This window comes from Chitinophaga alhagiae (assembly GCF_003568665.1).
In the GTDB taxonomy this organism is placed as follows: Bacteria; Bacteroidota; Bacteroidia; order Chitinophagales; family Chitinophagaceae; genus Chitinophaga; species Chitinophaga alhagiae.
Genome location: NZ_QXMH01000007.1, coordinates 71,056 through 92,505, shown reverse-complemented (window position 1 = coordinate 92,505; position 21,450 = coordinate 71,056). Strand labels below are relative to the sequence as shown.

The window sequence follows — 21,450 nt, the reverse complement described above, 5'->3', positions numbered from 1 at the left end:
TATATGAAAAAGATAAAACTAGCATTACTGGCAGCAGGTATAGGCATTGCCGTTATGACCGGCTGTACCAAGCTGAATGAGGAAGTACTGGATGAATCTTCCGTAACCGGGCTTACAGACAAGCAGATAGCGGAAGGCATTATAGCGCCGGTGTACGCCAAGCTGCCTGACATCTGGCTGCATACCAATTATTTTGCCCTGCAGGAAATTTCTACGGACGAGGCCATACTGCCTTACCGCGGCGGTACGGACTGGGGAGATAACGGCATCTATCTTTCCCTGCACAAACATGAGACCACCAGTACAGACCCCAACGTGCGCAACACCTGGAATAACGTGCTGCAAGGCGCGTCCCGCGCTATTACCGCCATCAACACGCTGCCTGAGAACAAAGACCCCAACGCGGCGCTTTTCCTGGCGGAAGCAAAAGCCATGCGGGCTTACTACTCCATGCTCACGCTGGACCTCTTCGGGCTGGTGTTTGTAAAAGACAACCTGAACGAGGCCTCCAAAATACTGCGTGGCCCTGAAGCCGTGGAGTACATTAAGGCAGAGCTGCTGGCCGTAGAGCCTGTGCTGGACAATACCACCGGCCCGGGCCGTCTCACCAAGGCCGGCGTATGGGGGCTGCTGGCGCGGCTGCACCTGAACGCGGCCGTTTACCGGGACCGGTACGCCGCTACTTTCGATTTCAAGAAAGAAGACATGGACAAAGTAGTGGAGTACTGCGACAAGATCATCGGCACCCCGCAGTTTGCCCTCTCCGCAGATTATTTTTCGCTGTTTGACGACGCCAACCACAACAACAAGGAGCTTATTTTTGTGGTAGATCAGCGTGCAGACCTGAACGGCCACAACCGCATGGCCTACTTTTCCATATCAGGAGACCAGTTCCCGCTGCCCGCTTACCCCGGCGCCAACGGAACAGACGGCCCTGCCATTACATCTGATTTTTACAGGGCCTGGGCAAATGCTACCGCACCGCTGGACCCCGCTGTGGCAGACCCCCGTTTCTATAAGCAGAACCTGTCTATCTACACCAACCCGGCAGACTCCTGCGTGGAAGCGTCCCAATTCAACATCAACCGCGGTATTTTGCGCGGCCAGCAATATGGCCTGGTGCGTGAAGGCGGTGTGTTCCTCAAATGCGCGGACGGCAAAATGAAAGTGAGGAAGCTGTTTTACGACACCCGCAGCAAACCCACGCTCGCCGTTGATTTCACGGAGCAGGTAGATTTCACGGTGGCCGGCAGCAACTACAACTCCGGTTACCGCGTGTCCAAATACGAGTTCAGCAAAACGTCCGTGAGCGGCCGTAATTTTGGCGAACATGATATTGTGATACTCCGCCTGGCGGATGTATACCTGATGCGGGCGGAAGCCAAACTGAGAAGGGGAGACGCCGCCACTACCGCGCTGGCAGACGTGAACACGGTACGTGCGGCCAGAACGGCCACCACGCCCGCCGCCCCGCTTGCCACCATTACCCTTGACCTGCTGCTGCGCGAAAGAGGCTTTGAGTTTTACTGGGAAGCCCAACGCCGTACGGATATGGTCCGTTTCGGCAAATATGAAGGCACCTGGACGGAAAAGACCAATACAGACAAACAGAAAAGGATTTTCCCCATTCCGCAAACCGCTATAGACGGCGCCAGCAACCTGCCCGGTTACCTGGCCCAGAACCCCGGTTACTGATACTGCTGAAATATAAAAAACGTGCGGCCGCATCAGCGGCCGCACGTTTTTTATGGGGTTATTGCTGTTTCCACCGCCGGTGCGTCCACAGCCAGTATTGCGGAGAATCACAAATATCCTGCTCCAGCATTTCTGTGAACCGTTGTGTGATGTGGTTAGGAGGAGCAACAGCAGGCTCATCACAGATCAGCCGGAAAGATATTTCCCAGTCTGCCGGCCCGGCTGTTTTTTTGACAGACGCATATACCACGGCAGCACCGGTTGTTTTAGCAAGCCTTTCCGCGCCGGTAATAACCCTGGTAGGCTGGTGCAGAAAGCTCATGGTACACGTTTCCTGCGGCGGGAACTGGTCTGCTACAAAAATGTACGCGCCTTTGACGCTATGGGCCGCCAACATGTGCCGGGCGGTTTTGTGCATGGGTAGCAGGCGCAGGCCAAACCGGGAGCGCAGCCGCTGCATAACGCGGTCAAAAAAAGCGTTGGACAGCGGTTTGTACACGGCATAGAGCGGAAAGCTGCAATACCGTGGTAGTATATTGAGGCACTCCCAATTGCCGTAGTGGCCCAGCATAATGATGATGTTCTTTTGCTGCGCATGGTAATGCTCCAGCAGCGCCGTATCCCTTACTACCACTTTCTCTTTTACCCGCCGCTCCGGCATCAGCAGCATGAGGCCCATTTCAAGGAATATGCGGCAGAAGTGGCGGTAGAAACCCGCTGCTACCAGCCTGATCTCCGAGTAAGACCGTTCCGGGAAAGAGCGGGACAGGTTTTGTACCACCACTGCGTAGCGGTACCTGAGAATTTTGTAAAGGATAAAGTAAAGCATGGTATACCGTTAAAGAAATTCCAGGAGCGGGTAGGGGCAAAGACCTTTTTCTCCGTTCCTTTTATAGTACGCTGCTGCTGCGCAATGCAAAGAGACGGATTTCAGGCAGCGGCGGCTTGCAGAAAACGAAAAAGAAGTTGCGTAAAACGGATTATTATGGAAACAGTATACAGGCTTGTCACTAATGAGGTATTATACACCAGCTCCTGCACGGAAGGCCCCGCGCATGGCTGGAACTGGAATGAGGAACAGGCAGCCCTGCTGCCTTTCTGGAACATGCACTTCCGCAGGTACTGGGAAGACGGCATACGCGTTGAAGCCTGCAATATAACGGTGCATGAAGACATCTGCATTGTAACCGCCGAGCAGGCGCCCCTGCCCGGGTTGCCCATTACCCCGCAGATGCAGGCGCTGGTGGCGGATAAATGGCAATGCAGCTACCAGCGCGGCTGGCAACATCTTTACCTGCAGGCGCGGGCGCTGGAACTGCTGGCCCCGCCATGCAAGCAGCAGGAAACCGCCGCCCGGCCGTTGTCGCTTCGGCCCGCGGACGTAGATAAGATATACCAGGCCCGGGAGGCTTTGCTGCGCGATATTCAGCACCCGCCCTCTCTCACGGCCCTGGCGCGGCTGGCCGGCCTGAATGAGTACAAACTCAAAACAGGGTTTAAAGAAGTATTCGGCAACACGGTGTTCGGTTATCTCAAAGACCACCGCCTCACCCTGGCCCGGCAACTATTGCTGGAAGGGAATAATACCGTTACCGGGGTGGCATATGAAACTGGGTATACCACCCTGCAGCACTTCAGCAACGAGTTCAAAAAGAAGTTCGGCATTAACCCGGGGGCAGTTGCGGTGAAAAACGACCGGGAATAAAGGGTATCCGCCACTGCTTCATCTTTGCGCCGAACGGGCCCACGCCTCAATGATAGCACGAAAGGCCCTGCCCGGTTGTTGAAGGCGGGAAATAATGCCCCCGGTACGCATAAAAATGCTAAATTTGTTAGCATGAAGCGTTCCGGATCTGCAGACCTGCCTTTACATTATGGTTACGTGCCCCGCTGGCTGGCGGAAAGAATGGCCCGCCTGGGCCTGGCCGTTACGGAAGCCATTTTGGCGGAATATGGCCGGGAAGCCTTTCTCAGCCGTATCAGCAGCCCGTTCTGGTTTCAGAGCCTGGGGGCGGTAATGGGCATGGACTGGCACTCTTCCGGTATCACCACCTCCGTAATGGGCGCCCTCAAAAAGGCCGTTAACCCCCATGCTAAAGAACTTGGCATTTATATTTGCGGAGGAAAGGGAAAGTTTTCAAAAGAAGCTCCGGCCGAGCTGTTCAAAATTGCGGATCAAACCGGCCTCGATGGGAATTACCTGGTGCGCTGCAGCAAGCTGAGCGCCAAGGTAGACAATACCGCCGTGCAGGACGGGTTTCAGCTATACACCCATAACTTTATTGTAAGCAGCGAAGGCCACTGGTCCGTTATACAGCAGGGTATGAGCGCAGGCAGCAAAACCGCGCGGCGGTACCACTGGCATTCGGAGCAATTGCGGTCTTTTGTGGAAGAGCCGCATACGGCGGTGTGCGGCCCCAACCAGGGCGCCATTCTCAACCTGACGGCCACGGAGGCCGCAGCCGCGCGTAACGGCATCCTCCACCTTACGCAGGAAAAGCCGGAACTGATGCTGCAGGAGGTGCAGCAACTGGTCATGCCGCACCACCACGATGTAAGGGCGGAAGATGTAGATCTGAAGCGGCTGGGTACTGTATTATGGCTGGCGCAGGAGCAGCCGCCGGCAGGGTTTGAAGACCTGCTGCTGTTGCAGGGGCTTGGCCCGCGTACCCTCCAGTCCCTCGCATTGGTGAGCGAAGTGATACATGGCACGCCCTCCCGGTTCAAAGACCCGGCCCGCTTTGCTTTTGCCCATGGCGGGAAAGACGGGCACCCGTTCCCCGTACCGCTAAAGGTATATGATGAAACCATCAACACCCTGCAAACAGCTGTGTACAAGGCGAAGATCGGCGAGGGAGACAAACAGCAGGCTATCAAGGCGCTGCATGCGCTGGCCCTGAGATCGGAAAAAGATTTTGTGGCAAATGACCGGTTTGAGGAGCTGGTTCAGCAGGAGCGTGACAACTCCTGGAGGTATGGCGGGCGCACAGTATTTGGCAAGGCGCCGCCGCCGAAACGGGCTAAAGGAGTGCAATTGCGGTTGTTTTGAGTTAACGGGCAATGAGGCAATACGGCCGGTTTGCAGCTTGCTCCCCGTTATAAATTCCCTTTCCTGAACTTTTCCGGCATTGCAATATTCTTTCCAGACACCATGAACACACCTTCTCCCCGGTAATGCACCGTTTTCGGGTATGCTGGATAAGTAGCGGCCTGCGCTTTCAATACTTCAAAAATGAAAAAATTGTATTTGTCTACCAACCGGCGGTCTGCCAGCCGGCATTCAATATTGGCGTAACATTCCCTGATCAGCGGGGCTTTTACGGTTGCGGCAGGCTCTGGCGTGAGGCCAAACCGGGTGAACTTGTTGACCCGCGGACCATGGCTGTTACCAATGGCAATAATGGTATCTATCATATCTGCCGTAGGAATATTGATAACGCACTCCCCGCTTTTACGGACCATGTCAAAACTATGATTGGCGCTGGTGATCATGCAGCCCAGCAGGGAAGGGGAAAATTCCAGCACCGTATGCCAGCCCATGGCCATAATGTTGTTTTTGCCTTGCCAGTGCGAGCTGACCAGTACAATAGGGCCAGGCTCCAGAAATTTGCGGACCTGCCATACGGGCAAGTCTGTTTTTTTATACGGTCTTTTCATGATCTGAAAATATAGTGCGTTGCAGCGGGTTACTCCCCGGAGTAGCTGGTAAAACATTGCAGGATGTAATCCCATCCTTTTTCAGCATCCATGGCTTGCCGGTACTGGTCTGCCCCTTCTCCGTGCCGCTCAAAATGCCGGTGCTCAAACAATATTGTTCCGGGTGAAAACCGTACGCTTATTTCGCTGGATTTGTCGGGGTTGGGCTCCGGCGCACGGGTAGGGCTTATCTGCCAGGTAAAAACAATAGACTCTCCCGCCTCCACGGCAATAACGCGGCCCCAGTCGCAACGGAAACCATACGGCCCTGTTTCATGGCAGAAGCCGCCCCGCCTGTCATCTATACAAATATGCTGCAGCTTGTCCTGAGACCAGGTATACTCCCGGGGCCACCAGTTGGTCAGTTCATGTACAAACTTTGCGTAGGCCCGCATAGGCGGAAGCTGGGTGGAAATGGTGCGTTTGATGCTGTTCATAACGGAGCGTTTGGGTAAGGTTCAACAAAATAAGTGCCTTTTGGCCGGGAGCGTATGCCTCTCAAATGTAAATACATTCCCGCAGAACATCACTCCGAACGCGTTATGCCTTGAAATTCAGTATATTCGGTAATACCCAAACCCACCCATACATGCGGTACTTTTACTACTTTCTGTACATTGGCTGGCACTGGAATTTCACCCTGGCATTTTTTGTGATCCGCCATGAAATTGCCGGGGAGCGTAAGTATGGTATCCGCACCACCGGCACCTACAACCTGTCAGACGCCATTGCCAAAGAAGACCGCCAATATGCCACCTGGTACGAGCCTGTGAACTATTACTCCGCCGGCAGGCTGTTTGACCGCCTGCAGCCTGCAGACCTGCAGACCGGTTTCCTGGACGTAGGGTGTGGTAAGGGCCGTGTGCTGGCCATGGCTGCGGCGTATGGGTTCAGGGATATTACCGGCATAGACTTTTCTCCCAAACTATATATGGCGGCCAACCGCCTGCGGGCAAGCCTGCAAGCCGCCAGTGAAGGCCTTTCCATAACAGTAGATTGTGTGAACGCCCGCTATTACGAAGTACCTGACAGTACCGGCGTCATTTTTCTCTTTAACCCGTTTGATGCGCCTATGATGGAGCTGTTTATTGCGCAGGTGAAAAAGTCGCTTCACCGCCTGCCGCGCCGCCTGAAGGTACTATACGCCAATCCCCAATGCCGGCAGCTTTGGATAGACGCCGGGTTTAGGGAAACGGACGCGTTTGTGAAACTGGAGCATCTGAAAGGGAGTGTATTGGAATATATTCCCGCCTGAATTGTGGAATGTTGGGGAAATAATGCATCATGTTGGCACACCAAAAAAGCGGGCCGGATAGGGACCGCTTTTTTGTGTATGTTATGCGGATCAGCTCTGATGTTCTATCTCCCTGCCCAGCAAATACAGGAACTGGGGGTCGAAATCGTCGGTGTGGCATAGTGGCCGAAGGCCATGGTGGCCGTCCCGCGAGAAAAATATCTCAGCCCCGTCTACCTCAACACTAATGGCGTAATAGATGCCGGACTTCGTTATCTTAACCGGCAGATGCAGTTGGCGGCCATCATAGTTTAAATTGATATGGAATTTTTCGGTGAGCATATAACAGGGTTTAATGGTAAAAGTGGGTACATGCTGTTATAATATCAATAAATGAGCCGTATTGTTCTTTTGCACCTCCCCTGCAACATAACCAATTAAAATCACTAAAAACCATAACGGCGGTCATTTTTCCGGCATTCCGCCGGATTTAATTTAGCCGCCAAACAGCCGTGCTGCTGCTGTACAGGTAAGGCGCTACTAGTCAAACCGGCATGTGTTACAGAAAAATGCTAGATTTACTTTTTATAATTTAAGGCAAGGTAAAATGGAGGAATCATACGGTTTGATCAGCTTTGACGCATTATTCCGGCATGCTACCATTGGAATATTGGTAACAGACGGCCAGGGCCGCATTGTGCTGGCCAATCCCTTCTTGCTGAACCAGTTTGGTTACTCGGAAGAGGAATTGGTGGGGGAAAAGGTGGAAAAGCTGGTGCCTGCCCGCTTTGGCCACCGCCATGAGCAGCACCGGGAAAAATTTCATCAGCACCCGAAAAGCCGGCCTATGGGCGCGGGCCTTGACCTGTTCGGTATAAAAAAGGACGGAACGGAGTTCCCGGTAGAAGTAAGCCTCGGGGCCTATGACAACAAGGATAAAGACAAAGGGTTTGTGATCGCCTTTGTGAGCGATATTTCTTACCGCAAGGAATCCGAAAACGAACTGAAGCGCCTCAATGCCGAACTGGAAATGAAAGTAGCAGAGCGCACAGAGTCTCTTTCCGATACGGTCAGGAAGCTGGGAGAGCAAATGAAGGAAGTACAGGCGAAAGATACGGAGCTGCAGCGCATGAACAGTTTCCTGAGCAGCATCTGGAACCACGCGGAGGCCATTATTATTGCCACAGACAGCAACGGCATCATCAAACTGTTTAATCCCACGGCGCAAAAGCAACTGGGGTATACGGCGGAAGAAGTGGTGAACAAACACAGTCTTACGCTTTTCCATGACCCGCAGGAAACCGCCGAAAGGGCCGCTCTTTTTTCCGCCCAGCTGCAGCAGGAGGTAGTGCCCGGCTTTGACACGTTTGTGGCCAGGGCGCGGCTCAATATGCCCAGCGAGCATGAGTGGCTGTACCTGGCCAAAGACGGCAGCCGCTTCCCGGTTACGCTGACAGTGTCCGCCCTGCGTGATGGGGACGGTCTTATCAGCGGGTACCTGGGCATTGCAATAGATATTTCGGAACGTAAAAAGGCGGAAGACGAGCTGCGCCTGGCGCTGGAAAAAGAAAGGGAGCTGAACGAGCTGAAATCCCGCTTCGTTTCGCTGGCCTCGCATGAGTTCCGTACGCCGTTGAGCACCATTCTTTCTTCCACCTTCCTCATATCCCGTTACAAACGCGCTGAAGAGCAGGAGCAGCGGGAAAAGCATACGCAGCGCATCGTATCGTCTGTTAACATGCTGACAGACATCCTAAACGATTTTCTGTCTGTTGGCAAAATTGAAGAAGGGAAGATACAGGTGCGGTATGCGGATTTTGACGCGCAGCAGCACGTGGGCAATGTAATTGCGGAAATGCAGGGCCTCCGCAAGGAAGGGCAGCAGGTAACTTACGCGCACCAGGGAGATACCCGCCTGCATCTTGACCCCGCGCTGCTCAAGCATATTGTGATGAACCTCCTGTCCAATGCCATCAAGTTTTCTCCGCCGGGCGCCGTGATACACATCCGCACGGCGCATGAAGGCGGCCGCTTCTCCTTGCAGGTGCAGGATGAAGGGGCCGGTATTTCAAAAGAAGACCAGCTGCACCTCTTTGAGCGCTTCTTCAGGGGCAGCAATGTAGACAATATACAAGGCACCGGCCTGGGCCTGCACATAGTGGCCAAATACGCGGAGCTGATGAATGGCAGCATTACCTGCAAAAGCGAGCTGGAAAAAGGTACAACATTCACAGTAGCATTCAACCTTTAAATATTATGGCGGTAACAATACTAGTAATCGAAGACAATGCAGACATCCGCGCAAACACCGCGGAAATATTGGAAATGGCCAATTATAAAGTGCTGACGGCGGCCAACGGCAAGGAAGGCGTGCAGCTGGCCATGGAGCACAAGCCAGACCTGGTGATCTGCGATATTACCATGCCCGTGCTGGATGGTTACGGGGTGCTGCACCTGTTGCACAAGCATGAGGAAATGTCCGGCATCCCCTTTATCTTCCTGACGGCCCGCTCTGAACGGTCAGACGTGAGAAAAGGCATGGAAATGGGTGCGGACGACTACATCACCAAACCCTTTGACCCCATTGAGCTGCTGAACGCTATTGAAGGCCGGCTGAAAAAGGCGTCCCGCCTGAAGCAGGAACTAACGCGCGATATGAACGGCCTCAACACCCTGCTGCATTCCGTGAACGGCAAAGACCTGCTGGAAGACCTGCGCGAGGGCCGCAACGTGAACCGCTACAAGAAAAAAGAGGTGATCTATTCCGAAGGCAACCACCCCGCTTACCTTTTCTACATTATGAAAGGCAAGGTGAAAACCTGCAAGCGCAATGAAGACGGCAAGGAGATCATCACCGGCCTGTATAACCAGGGAGAGTTCCTGGGTTATACCGCCCTGCTGGAGTCAGGCATATATAAGGAGAACGCGGAAGCGCTGGAAGAAACGGAGCTGGCCATTATTCCCCGCGAAGATTTTGAGGAGCTGGCCTTTAACAGCATTGATGTTATGAAGAAGTTCATGCACCTCCTGGCCCGCAATATTGCGGACAGCGAGCGCCAGCTGCTGGGCGTGGCCTATAATTCCCTGCGCAAAAAAGTGGCAGACGCCCTGCTGTTCCTGAACGCCAAATACAACCCCGGTAACAGCCCGCAGTTCAGCATAGACATCAGCCGGGATAACCTGGCCGCTGTGGCGGGGGTGGCCAAGGAATCGCTTATACGCACCCTGGGAGATTTCAGGGATGAGAAGCTGGTGGATATTGTGGAAGGGGAAATAGTACTGACCAACCTGAAAAAGCTGGAGCGGATGATGAACTGATGACAGGCATCAGGTAAAGCCTTGTTATGCGTCATTGCCTGTAGGGCGGCAACATGGTAGATTTGGCTGACAATCAAATCCATTGCCGGAAAATATGAAAAGAATAGTAGCCGTAGTTGACGCGGTGCATTTCAAGGAGGAACAGTTAGACTCATTTCAGTATGTAACCTGGTTGCTGGAAGGCAGCCTCAAGATATTGTTGCTGGAGAACGAGACCAGCCGGGCAATGCGGGCTGGCCAACAGCCCGAAGACATGTGGCTGGCGCCGGCACAGATCCCGCCGGCAGACCTGGAGTTGCTGGAAGAAGAATGCAGGGAGCGTGGCATACAAACCGTATGGCACCGGGGCAGGGGCATCGCCTTGAAAGAAGTGGTGCGCGAAAGCCGGTTTGCGGACCTCCTGCTGATTGACCGCAATACCTCGCTAAGCAACCTGTTCCCGGCAGACGTGCCCGGGTTTATCAAAGATGTACCGGCAGACGCCCAGTGTCCCGTACTGGTGCTTCCGGAAGGGGCAGACCGCTTCCGGGAAGTGGTGTTTACCTACAATGGCAGCTATTCCTCCGTTTATGCCATGAAAAAGTTCCTCCAGCTGTTTCCCCGCCTGGGGCACGACAAGGCTACCGTAGTGTACGTGCCGGAAAAGGGCATTCCCATCGTTCCCAACGAGCAGTTACTGAAAGAATACCTCCAGCTTTATTTTACAGAAGTAGACTTTGTAGTGCTGCAAGGCCTGCCGGAGGTGGAGATCAGGAAATTCCTGCTTGGAAAGAAAGACATTGTGGCCGTGATGGGCGCATATGGCCGTAACACGTTCTCCCGCTTCTTTAACCCCGGTAATACCCGCAGCCTGCTGCGCAATATTGACCTGCCGGTATTTATCACGCATCCCTAGCCGCTACTGCTCCGCCAGCTTCTTGAACTGCGCCATGGTTTTGAACAGGTTGTTATGCACAATAGGGTCTGATACCCAGCGCGGAATTTTCTTGCTCCGGTCTGTAGTGATGAAATAGGTGACCTTCACATGGCCGGAGTGCATGTTTTCCAGCACCCATTTACCTTTGGTGCCGGTAATGCGGGACATGCCGGGCGTTACCGGAAATGCGGCGTTATGGGTGCTTTCAAAACTGACTTCGTTGTTGTGGTAATGATAGGCCAGGCAACAGTCCTGGTCATCAAACGGCCAGGGAATGTCGTATTGGATGTAACTGACCCACCGGTTGGCATCCGGCAGGGACAGCACCTGGTAGCTTTTGGCGTTGGCATTCCAGTTGCGGCCGCGGGCGGGATCTTTGATCAGCTCCACAATAGCCGGTACGCTGGCCCTGACCAGGAATACCGCTTTTATTTCCCTTACCTTGCCGTTTTCGGCGGCATCTATCCACCGCTCGTACAGGAAAATGTTGTCCGCCTGTTTTACCAGCGTGAAATCACTGGCAAGAGGCTGCCCGGCAAAAAGTGGCTGCATAAACACCGCGCTCATAATGATAATGTTCAGTAAAATTTTCATGCTGATGGCATTTGATACAAATGTGGGGCTGTTGCGCCGGGGCGCCATGAAATTTTTGTTGAACCGTAGAGGAAGGGGGCTGAGTTGTAAAATAGCGGGGAACAGCAAAGCGGCTTTAGGAAAGCCTTAACAAAAAGAGGGCTGACCCACCGTGGCGGGTCAGCTCCCCTCAGCAGCAGCGGCGCTTATGGCACCTGCTGTATATCATATGCAGTATAGAAAGTGTCAATAGCTGATGGCGCGGGCTTGTACGCAGTTCTGTAACGGAAGCTGGTGCCTTGCCGGTAACCGGGCAGCACCGTTTCATCCGGGAAGGCCAACGGTTTAAAAGGGTCCGGCCTCACGGCAACTTCCCGTTTTGTCACCAGGTCCCCATCTACATTGGTATATTCAATGTCTACAGCCACGGCCTGCGGGTTCACGCCGAACCAGGTTATCTCCGCCTCTTTGGTGCCGCTCAGGTACGCGGTTTTGCGCACGGGCCGGTTGTACAGCGATGCAAGGTAATTATTGCCGTACACGGTGCCGATTATTTCTTCCTTTACGGAAGAGTGACCGGCATTGTCATAGGTGTATACGTCAAAGGTGAATACATTTTCTTCGAGGTTGTCCAGCACCACATTGATCGTGTCTATGCCTGCGCTGCGCTGTACCGGTATGGTCACGGAGTCTTTTCCGCTGTTCCAGAACACCCGGCACTTGTCTATTTTCGGATCAGACACCAGCAGCCAGGATAGCGCTATGCGGTTCCTGCCGGGAAAGGCTTTCAGGGAATCTACCTTGGCCGTGTAGATGATCACGCCATTCTCGAGGTACTGCTGGTAATTGTCTTCCATTTTACTGCATGCGGCCAGCAGGCCCAGGCCCAGCATGCCCCATATATATTTCTTCATTCGCATTGTCCTTTTGATTGAGTGTTATTTAATCTGGCCCCAGATAGACATTTCCGAGAGATGGAAGTGCCCCAGGTAACCTTCTATAGAAGCCCAGCTGTCAATATGTTTCCAGGCAATGTACCGTACCGCCGGTGCGTCTATGGGAAACTCGTATTCCTGCCCGTTGGCGGCTACCTGCACATCTTCCGTGCTGTTATCGCTGAGGGGGCGGCCGGAAGGTTTAACCATAATGCGCGCATCGAGCAGCACCCAGCTGTTGACGTCTTTAGGGTTGTTGGTACCCCATATCTCCCATTGGTGAGGGTTGCCGTGGTTGTAGATATAGCCGCTCTGGCGTTGCCATATTTTGTAGCGGCTCAACCGGGCGGTTACCCCAAGGTCCATGGGTATCCAGATGGGCACGTCTTTGTTTTCCGTGGTATGGAAGCCGTTATTGCCAATAGTGCCGTCAAACATGGCATCAAATTTCCAGCTGGAGAGGTTGCCGGGCTCTGCCACGGGACCGCCTGATTTGGGCAAGGGCTCGCGCTGGGGAATGGGATATTTTTTGCGCATGTCCTTGATCTTGTCTTTATCCAGCTCTTCTTCGTAAATAGGCGTTTTCACGATCTCCAAGGTATCGGAATGGTTGTTCCAGCGGTCGCGCACAAATATCCCGAATTTGATGGGTACCGCCTCCTGGCCGCGTACAGAGAACTTGCCGGAGTCTAGCGCGGTGTAATGCGCGTCTATGCTTACCCATTCCTGCTGCGCCTCGTCCCACCGCAATACGCCTATCATAATGCTGGCCTTGTTCGGGTTCTGGAAACGGGTATTGATGCCGCCGAAAGACTCTACTATATCCAGCGATTTCCTCACTGTGTCAATAGCAGGAGCGAGCGGGCGTATTTTCAGCTCTACCGGGGCAGACGCTTTTTCGGCGTAGCTTACACTGTACAGTTTTACCGTGTACTCACTGGTGTTGCCAAAGCCTTCTACAACGAGGGAGCGCTGGTAGAACGACGATTTCATTTCCCGTGTTTCCCCGTTCACGTCATATGTTGCTTTTACATAAGCCAGGTTTTGATCGTCCGGCAGGGAATAGCTGATCTTGGCGCCGCCGGGCATGGCTTCATAGGTAGCGTTGCTTACCGGTTGCGGAACATTCCCGTCTTTTGAAATGGGAGCGAAGGAATCTTCTTTACAAGCCGCTAACGCAACGGCCAGCAGGAGGCAAATGATGAGTTGTTTCATAAAAAACGTTTTTGCATGAAAAAAATCAAAAACCATTTCAGGCCTTACCAACCCGGGTTCTGTACCAGGTTTTTATTGATGGTGATCTCGTTCAGTTCAATGGGCCAGAGATAATCCCGCATGGTGAACCGCTGGTTGAACAGCAGCCTTTCCTTGTAGTAGGAGGGCGCATCTTTCTGGGTAATGTCCCAACCTTTGATGGGATTGTTCAGCTCAGTATGCGCTGTTTTCCAGCGGCGGAGGTCCCAATAGCGGCTGCCCTCAAATGCCAGCTCTATACAGCGCTCCTGCTGAATGATGCTCCGCAGGCCTTCTTTGGAGAGATATTTCTGCGGCTCACGGCTGAAGTTGCTCCACGATTCTTCTACCGTTTTCAGGCCGGCCCTGGCCCTTACCATGTTCAGGTACTCTGTGGTGGCCGTGCTATAACCATTCACCTCGTTCAGCGACTCGGCGTAGAGCAGGTACAGATCAGACATGCGGAACTCGGGCCAGGGGTAGGAAATGATGTTGTTGGTCATATTCCCGTCTGTAGCCACGCTGGTTTCAATATTTACCAGTTTTTTGATGCCGTAGCCGGTTACGGAGTAATTGCTGATGCCGCGGCGGGCGCTGAACTCGGTATTCCGCAATTGGGGGTATAGCAGTGCTTTGGTCACATCGTAGTTATCTACCCAGTTGCCGAACCAGGTGCCGCGGTCAAAAGATACGCTGGCGTAGAAGCGCGGCTCGCGGTCAAAGTGGAGTGCGGCGGTTTCTTCCCCGTCTTTTACCCAGAACCTTTCGGCCGGTACTCCTTTGCGTAGCGTGTAACGCTTGCCGTAGTCGAACGTTATGTCTTCGTTAATGGGCACCCCGTTTTTGCTGTAAAACAGTTCCACAATTTTCAGGGTAGGGGCCAGTATGCCCTTGGGGCCGGCGGTGCTGGCGCCGGGGGCTATCAGCGGCATGGACCAGCGCTGCATGTCTACAGCGGGGCTGTTGGTATTGGGCCATATGACCTCGGTATTGTTAAACGTGGATGTGAGCGCGGCGCGGATATCTAGCTGCGTCTGGATGGTGTCATTAATGGTGTAGCCGGTGTTGCCGGGGAAGTGGTAGAGAGCGTATCCCTGCTCATGGCAAAAATCGATGGCTTCTTTGCAGGCCTGCGCGGCTCTTTTCCACTTGTCTTCGCTATAGGCCTGCGGGAAAAGCGGCTCCTGCTTGTCTCCCTTGTTTTTCAGGCCTGCATATTCCGTATTGCCGTTAAATAAAGGACTGGCGGCTGTTACCAGTATTTTGGCTTTCAGCGCGTACGCAATGGGCTTGGTAATTCTGCCCAGCTCGGTGCCTTCTGTGCCGGACAGTTTTTCAGGCAGATATTCGCTGGCAATGCATTCGTCGAGCAGTTGTACCATGTAGTTCACGCAGGAGTCTACCGGCTCGCGGAACAGCTGCACTTCGTCCGGCCCGCTGGCAATGGGCAGGTTGGTGCGTATCAGCGGAATAGGGCCGTACATGCGGAAGAGGAAGAAGTGGTAATAGGCTTTCAGGAATTTTACTTCCGCCATCCACCTTTCTCTTTCAAACATGGTTAGCTCCCGCACGCGGTGAATATTGTCGAGGAACACGTTGCAGTCACGCAGGCCAACAAACAGCGCCTCGCCACGTGCCCCGCCAGACCAGTAGTTGCCCAGTGGACTGGCCACGCTTTGCTGGCCTTTGGCAATGTTGAAGAAGGTAACCTGTATGTCTTTGGGAGGGTCATCGTGCCAGATCTCGTCTCCGGCCATAAAACCCAGGTTATCATTAAAATGCCCCGTCATGGGCATATAGGAGTAACAGGTGAACAGGAACTTCTCCGCGGAAGTACGCTGCGTGAAAGCGTTCTCTATGGTTGCTATATTGTCTGGCACCACATCCAGGTATTTACAGGCGCCCAGTGAGCCCAGTACAACGAGCAGGAACAGTTTTTTATGTAGTTTTTTCATTTGTCAACAGTTGATGAATGTTAGAAACCGACCTGCAGGCCTATGTTGAATACGCGCTGGATGGGGTATCCCAATCCTTTACCAGCCATCTCAATGTCCCAGAGCTTGAATTTGCTGAGGGTGAACAGGTTGGTGGCCGTTGCGTACAGGCGGAAGTTCTGCATATGCAGGCGCCTGTTCCATGCGGCGGGGAGGGAGTAGCCTACTTCCATCTGCTTCAGCCGGAGGAAAGAGCCGTTGCGCATGAACCAGGTATTAGACTGCACGCTGTTGGCGTTCACAACGGGGCTGAGGCGGGGCCAGAGGGCGTAGAGGTTGCGGTTTTCTTCAGACCAGTAGTTTTCGGCATAGGCTTTCAGCAATTGTGTTTCACCGCCAATAGCCCTGCTGCCTACCATGAACGGCGACGTTACGAAAGGCGAGGTCTGGTCTACATTGATCCAGAAAGAAGAACGGGCGGAGCCCTGGAAGAAAAGGGAGAAGTCAATGCCCTTATACTTGGTGGTAAGGCCTGCGCCATACACAATTTCCGGCCTTTCCGGGAAGCCGATGGGCACCATGTCCCGCTGGTCTATGATCTTGTCTCCGTTAATGTCCCGGTACTTGATATCCCCGGCACGGGTCTCAAAGCCGCTGAAACGCTGCTCCGGAGAGCTTCTTACTTCCTCATCGTCAATGAACAGGCGTTCGGCGATATATCCCCAGCGCTGTGCGGTAGAGTGGCCTTTGCGATAGCGCCAGGGTTCATCGTACATCGGTTCTTCGTATGCTTCAAATACATTGCGGGCATAGGTGAAGTTGCCGCGCAGGCCCAGGTACCAGTTTTTGGTGATGTTGGCGTTATAGTCCAGCGAAATATCAAGCGAGCGGGAAGCGGCGCGGCCTACGTTGGCCTGCGGCGTTTCTCCCTGCAGTCCCATGGATTTGGGGATGGACGCGCGCGGCATCAGGATGTTGTAGCGGGACTCTATGAAATATTCAACGATCATGTCCAGCTTGCCGAACAACCCTACTTCCACGCCAAAGGTGGAGTTCTTCGCGGTTTCCCAGGTAATGGCCCGGTTATCGTACCGGCTGATGGAAATGCCATCTCTGTAATAGCCGCCGGTAGTGCCGAAGCGGGCGCCTTTTGAGGAGGTAGACATGTTCACGGTAGAAAGGTAGAAGAAGCGCTCGTCTTCGTTACCAATGGCATCGTTGCCTACCAGGCCGTAGTTGGCACGGAGCTTCAGTTTGTTCACAATTCTCCGGTAAGGCTCCCAGTACTTTTCGCTGGATACCATCCAGGCGGCGCCAATGGTGGGGAAGAAACCGAAACGTTCCGTTTTATAAAAGCGCTCGGAGCCGTTATAGCCAAAGTTGGCTTCGAGGAAATATTTATCGTCATACGCATACGTGACACGGCCTGAAAGCCCCATGTTGCGTGCCGGCAACGAACGTTGCAGGCTGGAGCCGGTAACACCGTTGAGCCGGTTGCGCGCTATGAAGATGAGCATGCCGGCCACGGTGTGGCGGTCGTTGAACGTACGGTTGTAGTCCATGGCAGACTCCAGGTAGAAAACAGACTGCACGGTTTTGTCGCCCGGCTCAAAGCTGAGGTAATCTGTACCGGTTTCCGGGTTGATGTTGTAGATATTGTAGGAGTTGGACGGCCTGTCATAGCTGCCCACCGTGTACAGGAAAGGCCGGTAGGCCCTGATCAGCTCCACATAGGCAGACCGGTTGGTGTTCATCATGGCGCGGACGGAGAGGCCTTTGGTGATGAAGTCCGAAAGGTCTTGCTTCACTTCAAACTGCGCCAGCATAAGGGAGCGGGAGGTTTCCTTGTAACCCCGTATCATGTCCGCATAGGGATTGAGGTATTGCCCCTGGTCAGCATTTCCGAAGAGGATATGGTTGGTGAACTGATGTTCTTCATCTACCGGATAATACGCCGGGAACATCACCTGGTTGGCGCGCATTACCTTGGCGTAGAGCATTTCACCACCGTCTATAGGCCCGTTGTAATCATCGAACGTACCGTGCAGGCGTACCATGGCACTGGTAGATTTGGTGAGCCTGAGGTTGACGTTGGAGCGGAGAGTATATGTTTTAAGATCGATGTTGTTGTTGAAATTGTTGCGGCCGTCTACGTTCAGCACGCCGTTGTCTTTGGTGAGGCCGCCGGATACATAGTAGGTGGCTATTTGCCCGCCGCCGCTCACGCTGAAGTTGCCGCGCTGGTTCATGGTCCTGTCTTTGAACAGCATCTCCCGCCAGTTGGTGGTGGGAAACACTACGGGATTGAGGTTGCTCTCCGTATTGTCTATCTTGGCTTGTGAATAGGGCTGTATGCCCAGCGGGTTGCGGGTAAGCACCGCTTCATTGTTCAGCTTCATATAGGTAACAGGGTCTGCCAGCTCTACATTACGGGTGGGTTGCGAAATGGAATTTTCCAGCCTGATGTTGAGCTTGGGTTTGCCTTCTTTCCCTTCTTTGGTGGTAACCAGTATAACGCCGTTGGCGCCCCGGGCGCCATAGAGGGCATTGGCGGTGGCATCTTTCATAATGGAGAAGCTGGCAATATCGTCTGGTTGCAGGCGGGCCAGTTCTGTAGTGGTATATTCAATACCGTCAATCAGTATGAGCGGATCTTTTTTGTAGCCGAAGGTGGTGGCCCCGCGGATAAAAAACTCCGCGTTGTCCATCCCCGGTTCACCACTGCGCTGATAGGCAATAACGCCTGCCAGGCGGCCTGCCAGCGCGGTAGTGAGGTTGCTGGAAGGTACTTTTAATTCCCCCGGGTTAATGGTGGTGATGGAGCCGATCACAGACTCTTTTTTCTGCTTGCCGAAAGCCACTACCACCGTTTCACCCAATTGATTGGAGGAAGGGGCCAGCTCAACGTTGATCACGCTGCGGCCATTCAGCGGAACTTCCCGGGAGGTGTAGCCGATCATGCTGAACACCAGTACTAATGTGTTGTCTGGCACTTCCAGTATGTACCTGCCGTTAATGTCCGTAGTGGTACCAATGTTTGGGCTTCCTTTTACCAGTATGGTAACGCCAGGCATCGCACCTCCCGTACTGTCAGTTACCTGCCCGCGAACTTCCTTGTTCAGTTTCCACGCGGCTGCCGGTACATGTGCTGCACGCAGGTTGACGGTATGTACATGAGTACCCGCGGGAGCATTGGCCGGCAATGTTGCAGCCGCCTGTGTTTGCTGCGCAATGGGCAATAACAGCCCCATCACACCACAAACGTGCATGGTGAGTGTTCTTTTCATTTGTATGTTTTTTCTGATCACAAAGCCCCCCGGCCCTCATTCAGGAGCATAGCATGCCTTGCCGCCTGCTGCAGCATAACGGATAGCCTGCATAAAACATGCATGTGCCATGAGAAGCCCTGGAGGTACTTCTTTTGGTTGAGTGGATTTTTTGGTTTAAGGTTTGCCAGTTTTCATAAACGAGTGCTTTAGGGACGTACCAATCCTGTTTGCATACTTTTGCCGTTTATTTTTACGTGCAATCGTTTGCATTAATTGATAAAAAATAAATGTCTGGTCTCACCTTGGCTTTCGCAGCCAATCAGCAAATTCTGTCAAAAGGGTAAAAGTAACTCCATGCAGCAGGGGCTTGGTTGCGGCCCCTCTCTTTCATAACGTAAAATTCGTATCTAGTTTTCTTCTGGTGGAATTATATGACGTCTTAAATACACTTAAAACGTTTGCATAAAAGTCATACAATTATCCGCATGTACCTACTTGAATTTTAGCAAATGTTAGTAGTTTTTTACCTGATGTGAGAATATGCGCGGCGGCAGATGGCTTTTACCGTTGCCGTATCAATGGAAGAAGGCCCCTGAGGGGCCGCCGGCAGCTATGGCATCATGCCCGCCACGCATGGATGAATTTTATGGTTCCCGTTCAAGAAAAGGATCACTATCTTGTTGTTAAAACAGGGATTCCTTTATAATTATCCCAGCTTACCGGATTATGATACAACCACGTCTGTTTGCGGCCCTGGCGCTGCTTTGCATGCCGGCGGCATTAATGGCCCAGCAATTGTCCAACCCGGTGCTCAACCGGGATTTTCCTGACCCTACCGTGATCCGCGCGGAGGGAAAGTATTATGCCTATGCCACCCAGTCCGGCGCCAACATACAGGTAGCCGTTTCAACTGACCTGCAGCATTGGGAACTGCTGGGCGATGCGCTGCCGGAGCCTCCTGTATGGGCCAATACCCACTACTGGGCGCCGCATGTACTGTACGATGCCGCTTTACGGAAATACGTACTTTTCTATTCAGGGGAGTCCGTATCCGACTCCACCGGCAAATGCCTGGGCGTGGCGTATGCGGACAGGCCGGAAGGACCGTTCAAAGACAAAGGTTCTCCACTGGTGTGTGGCGAAGGGTTTGAACATATAGACCCTATGGCCATGGTAGACCCGAAAACAGGTAAAAAGCTGCTGTACTGGGGTTCGGGTTTCAAGCCCATCCGCGTGCAGGAAATGACAGACAACTGGAGTGCGTTCGCACCCGGCAGTGTGGCCGTTCCCGTAGTGCAACCGGGCATGGAGGCAAAATATACAAGATTGATAGAAGGAGCGTGGATAGACTATCATGGCGGGTATTACTATCTCTATTATTCTGGAGATAACTGCTGCGGTGAAAAGGCCAGCTACGCTGTGCTGGTAGCCCGCTCCAGGAAAGCCACCGGCCCGTTCCGCACCATGGCGGAAGAGAAAGGCACGGCCGGCAGCGTGATACTTGAAATGGACAGCACATGGCTGGCGCCCGGGCATAATTCCGTATTCAGCAATGCAAAGGGCAAACAATATATTGCTTATCATGCCATTCAGCGGGGCAAAGGCGGCGCCAGGGTATTCTGCATCAGGCCGCTGCGGTATGTAAAGGGCTGGCCGGTGGTGGAGTAGTTAATCCGCTCTTGTCCATACCGTTGTTCTTCCGAACATAGACACGCCCACATACCCGCGTATGTTGAGCTGTTTGCCGTTCAGCTTCATTTTGCTGCATAGCCACCTACGCCCCGGTGTACTTTTTCCGGTAGCCGAGCGGGTTATACCCGGTTATTTGCCGGAAGGCGCGGTTGAAGTTGGAGAGGGTGTAAAAACCGCTTTCGTAACAGATTCGGGCCACGTCCATGTTCTCTTCCATGAGCAGCTTGCAGGCATACCCGATGCGTATCTCCGTGAGAAAGTCTGAAAAGCTCCGGTTGGCATGTGTTTTAAAATAGCGGCTGAAGGAAGTGGGTGTCATGTTGGCAATGGCGGCTACTTCATTCAAACTGATCTTTTCCCGGAAGTTCTTCATCACAAAAGCATGCACCCTGTTCATGCGTTCCGTATCGGAGGCCTTCAGCTGGTTGGTGTAGCTGGCGCTGGAAAGCTGGCGGTACTCCGCGGACTGCGCCAGCAGGTGCAGCAGCTGCAACAACGTAAGTATCCGGTCAAAATCATGCTGCTCCAGTATTTGCCGCATCAGTTGCGTGCCCTGCCGGCCCGTATCGCCAAAAAATTCCATGCCCAGCCCGCTGCGTTGCAGCAGCTGCCGCAGTTGCCAGCTCTCTTTCTTGCTGAGAAAACCATGGCCCAGGAAGTCTTCAGGCAGGTAGATCACAATGCCCTCCGTCCACAAGCCCTTATTCCCTTCAAAATACTCCGGGTCACTCTGCCACATATGCGGCAGGTTGGGGCCGGTCAGCACAAAATCCCCCTGCCGGAAAGGCGCCAGGTGGTCTCCGGTGAAACGGGTGCCGGTACCTTTCAGTACCACAAACAACTGGTATTCCGGGTGAAAATGCCAGTTGGGGTCAAAGTGGGGCTCCCGCAAGTGCTTCGCTTCAAATACCCTGTCTGCCGAAATAGGTGATTTCTGTAAGGCGGGTTTCATAAC

19 protein-coding genes are annotated in these 21,450 nt (G+C 53.3%); 8 read left to right on the top strand and 11 right to left on the bottom strand.

Annotation, left to right across the window (positions count from 1 at the left end):
* The first annotated feature begins 3 nt into the window (after nucleotides 1–3).
* Nucleotides 4–1,695: a RagB/SusD family nutrient uptake outer membrane protein gene (locus tag D3A97_RS24420; RefSeq protein ID WP_119081188.1), complete on the top strand. Its 1,692-nt coding sequence runs from the start codon at nucleotides 4–6 to the stop codon at nucleotides 1,693–1,695.
* Between the two features lie 58 nt (nucleotides 1,696–1,753).
* Here D3A97_RS24420 and D3A97_RS24415 read toward each other — a convergent pair whose 3' ends face one another.
* Entirely contained in the window at nucleotides 1,754–2,524 is a 771-nt protein-coding gene (locus D3A97_RS24415; RefSeq protein ID WP_119081187.1) for a lysophospholipid acyltransferase family protein, read from the bottom strand.
* A gap of 156 nt (nucleotides 2,525–2,680) precedes the next feature.
* On the opposite strand from D3A97_RS24415, the gene D3A97_RS24410 reads away from it, so the two are divergent.
* Nucleotides 2,681–3,400, top strand: coding sequence for a helix-turn-helix transcriptional regulator (locus D3A97_RS24410; RefSeq protein WP_157986749.1), 720 nt, complete (start codon nucleotides 2,681–2,683; stop codon nucleotides 3,398–3,400).
* 132 nt (nucleotides 3,401–3,532) lie between these two features.
* On the top strand, nucleotides 3,533–4,744 hold the full coding sequence (locus D3A97_RS24405) for a DUF763 domain-containing protein (protein WP_119081185.1): 1,212 nt from the start codon (nucleotides 3,533–3,535) through the stop codon (nucleotides 4,742–4,744).
* 47 nt (nucleotides 4,745–4,791) lie between these two features.
* On the opposite strand, the gene D3A97_RS24400 is transcribed toward D3A97_RS24405, so the two are convergent.
* Nucleotides 4,792–5,352: a flavin reductase family protein gene (locus tag D3A97_RS24400; RefSeq protein ID WP_119081184.1), complete on the bottom strand. Its 561-nt coding sequence runs from the start codon at nucleotides 5,350–5,352 to the stop codon at nucleotides 4,792–4,794.
* A 29-nt stretch (nucleotides 5,353–5,381) separates the two neighbouring features.
* Complete coding sequence (locus D3A97_RS24395) at nucleotides 5,382–5,828, bottom strand: SRPBCC family protein (RefSeq protein WP_119081183.1); 447 nt, start codon at nucleotides 5,826–5,828, stop codon at nucleotides 5,382–5,384.
* Nucleotides 5,829–5,980: 152 nt separating this feature from the next.
* On the opposite strand from D3A97_RS24395, the gene D3A97_RS24390 reads away from it, so the two are divergent.
* The gene (locus D3A97_RS24390; protein ID WP_119081182.1) at nucleotides 5,981–6,646 is read left to right on the top strand and encodes a class I SAM-dependent methyltransferase; all 666 of its coding nucleotides are present in this window, start codon (nucleotides 5,981–5,983) and stop codon (nucleotides 6,644–6,646) included.
* Nucleotides 6,647–6,736: 90 nt separating this feature from the next.
* On the opposite strand, the gene D3A97_RS24385 is transcribed toward D3A97_RS24390, so the two are convergent.
* Complete coding sequence (locus D3A97_RS24385; protein ID WP_119081181.1) at nucleotides 6,737–6,967, bottom strand: hypothetical protein; 231 nt, start codon at nucleotides 6,965–6,967, stop codon at nucleotides 6,737–6,739.
* 265 nt (nucleotides 6,968–7,232) lie between these two features.
* Here D3A97_RS24385 and D3A97_RS24380 point away from each other — a divergent pair, with 265 nt between their 5' ends.
* The 3 genes from D3A97_RS24380 (at nucleotide 7,233) to D3A97_RS24370 (ending at nucleotide 10,838) form a co-directional block, all read left to right on the top strand.
* Nucleotides 7,233–8,876 (top strand): sensor histidine kinase, encoded by a 1,644-nt coding sequence (locus tag D3A97_RS24380; protein ID WP_119081180.1) that lies wholly within the window; start codon nucleotides 7,233–7,235, stop codon nucleotides 8,874–8,876.
* Nucleotides 8,877–8,881: 5 nt separating this feature from the next.
* Nucleotides 8,882–9,943: a response regulator gene (locus tag D3A97_RS24375; RefSeq protein WP_119081179.1), complete on the top strand. Its 1,062-nt coding sequence runs from the start codon at nucleotides 8,882–8,884 to the stop codon at nucleotides 9,941–9,943.
* Nucleotides 9,944–10,037: 94 nt separating this feature from the next.
* The gene (locus tag D3A97_RS24370; protein WP_119081178.1) at nucleotides 10,038–10,838 is read left to right on the top strand and encodes an adenine nucleotide alpha hydrolase family protein; all 801 of its coding nucleotides are present in this window, start codon (nucleotides 10,038–10,040) and stop codon (nucleotides 10,836–10,838) included.
* A 3-nt stretch (nucleotides 10,839–10,841) separates the two neighbouring features.
* Here the strand turns inward: D3A97_RS24370 and D3A97_RS24365 are convergent, their stop codons facing one another.
* The 5 genes from D3A97_RS24365 to D3A97_RS24345 form a co-directional block, all read right to left on the bottom strand.
* Nucleotides 10,842–11,453, bottom strand: a complete 612-nt coding sequence (locus D3A97_RS24365; RefSeq protein WP_157986748.1) for an START domain-containing protein — start codon at nucleotides 11,451–11,453, stop codon at nucleotides 10,842–10,844.
* Nucleotides 11,454–11,638: 185 nt separating this feature from the next.
* Nucleotides 11,639–12,346: a DUF4998 domain-containing protein gene (locus D3A97_RS24360; RefSeq protein ID WP_157986747.1), complete on the bottom strand. Its 708-nt coding sequence runs from the start codon at nucleotides 12,344–12,346 to the stop codon at nucleotides 11,639–11,641.
* Between the two features lie 24 nt (nucleotides 12,347–12,370).
* Nucleotides 12,371–13,582 (bottom strand): DUF5000 domain-containing lipoprotein, encoded by a 1,212-nt coding sequence (locus D3A97_RS24355; RefSeq protein ID WP_119081175.1) that lies wholly within the window; start codon nucleotides 13,580–13,582, stop codon nucleotides 12,371–12,373.
* 44 nt (nucleotides 13,583–13,626) lie between these two features.
* Nucleotides 13,627–15,555, bottom strand: coding sequence for a RagB/SusD family nutrient uptake outer membrane protein (locus tag D3A97_RS24350; RefSeq protein WP_119081174.1), 1,929 nt, complete (start codon nucleotides 15,553–15,555; stop codon nucleotides 13,627–13,629).
* Nucleotides 15,556–15,575: 20 nt separating this feature from the next.
* Nucleotides 15,576–18,821: a SusC/RagA family TonB-linked outer membrane protein gene (locus D3A97_RS24345; RefSeq protein ID WP_232826072.1), complete on the bottom strand. Its 3,246-nt coding sequence runs from the start codon at nucleotides 18,819–18,821 to the stop codon at nucleotides 15,576–15,578.
* A 708-nt stretch (nucleotides 18,822–19,529) separates the two neighbouring features.
* Here D3A97_RS24345 and D3A97_RS24340 point away from each other — a divergent pair.
* Complete coding sequence (locus D3A97_RS24340) at nucleotides 19,530–20,471, top strand: glycoside hydrolase family 43 protein (RefSeq protein WP_119081172.1); 942 nt, start codon at nucleotides 19,530–19,532, stop codon at nucleotides 20,469–20,471.
* On the opposite strand, the gene D3A97_RS24335 is transcribed toward D3A97_RS24340, so the two are convergent.
* Together D3A97_RS24335 and D3A97_RS24330 are read right to left on the bottom strand one after the other, a co-directional pair.
* On the bottom strand, nucleotides 20,472–20,561 hold the full coding sequence (locus D3A97_RS24335) for a DUF2147 domain-containing protein (protein WP_119081171.1): 90 nt from the start codon (nucleotides 20,559–20,561) through the stop codon (nucleotides 20,472–20,474).
* 16 nt (nucleotides 20,562–20,577) lie between these two features.
* A complete protein-coding gene (locus D3A97_RS24330; RefSeq protein ID WP_119081170.1) occupies nucleotides 20,578–21,447 on the bottom strand; it encodes an AraC family transcriptional regulator in 870 nt (289 codons plus the stop codon).
* Nucleotides 21,448–21,450: the final 3 nt, after the last annotated feature.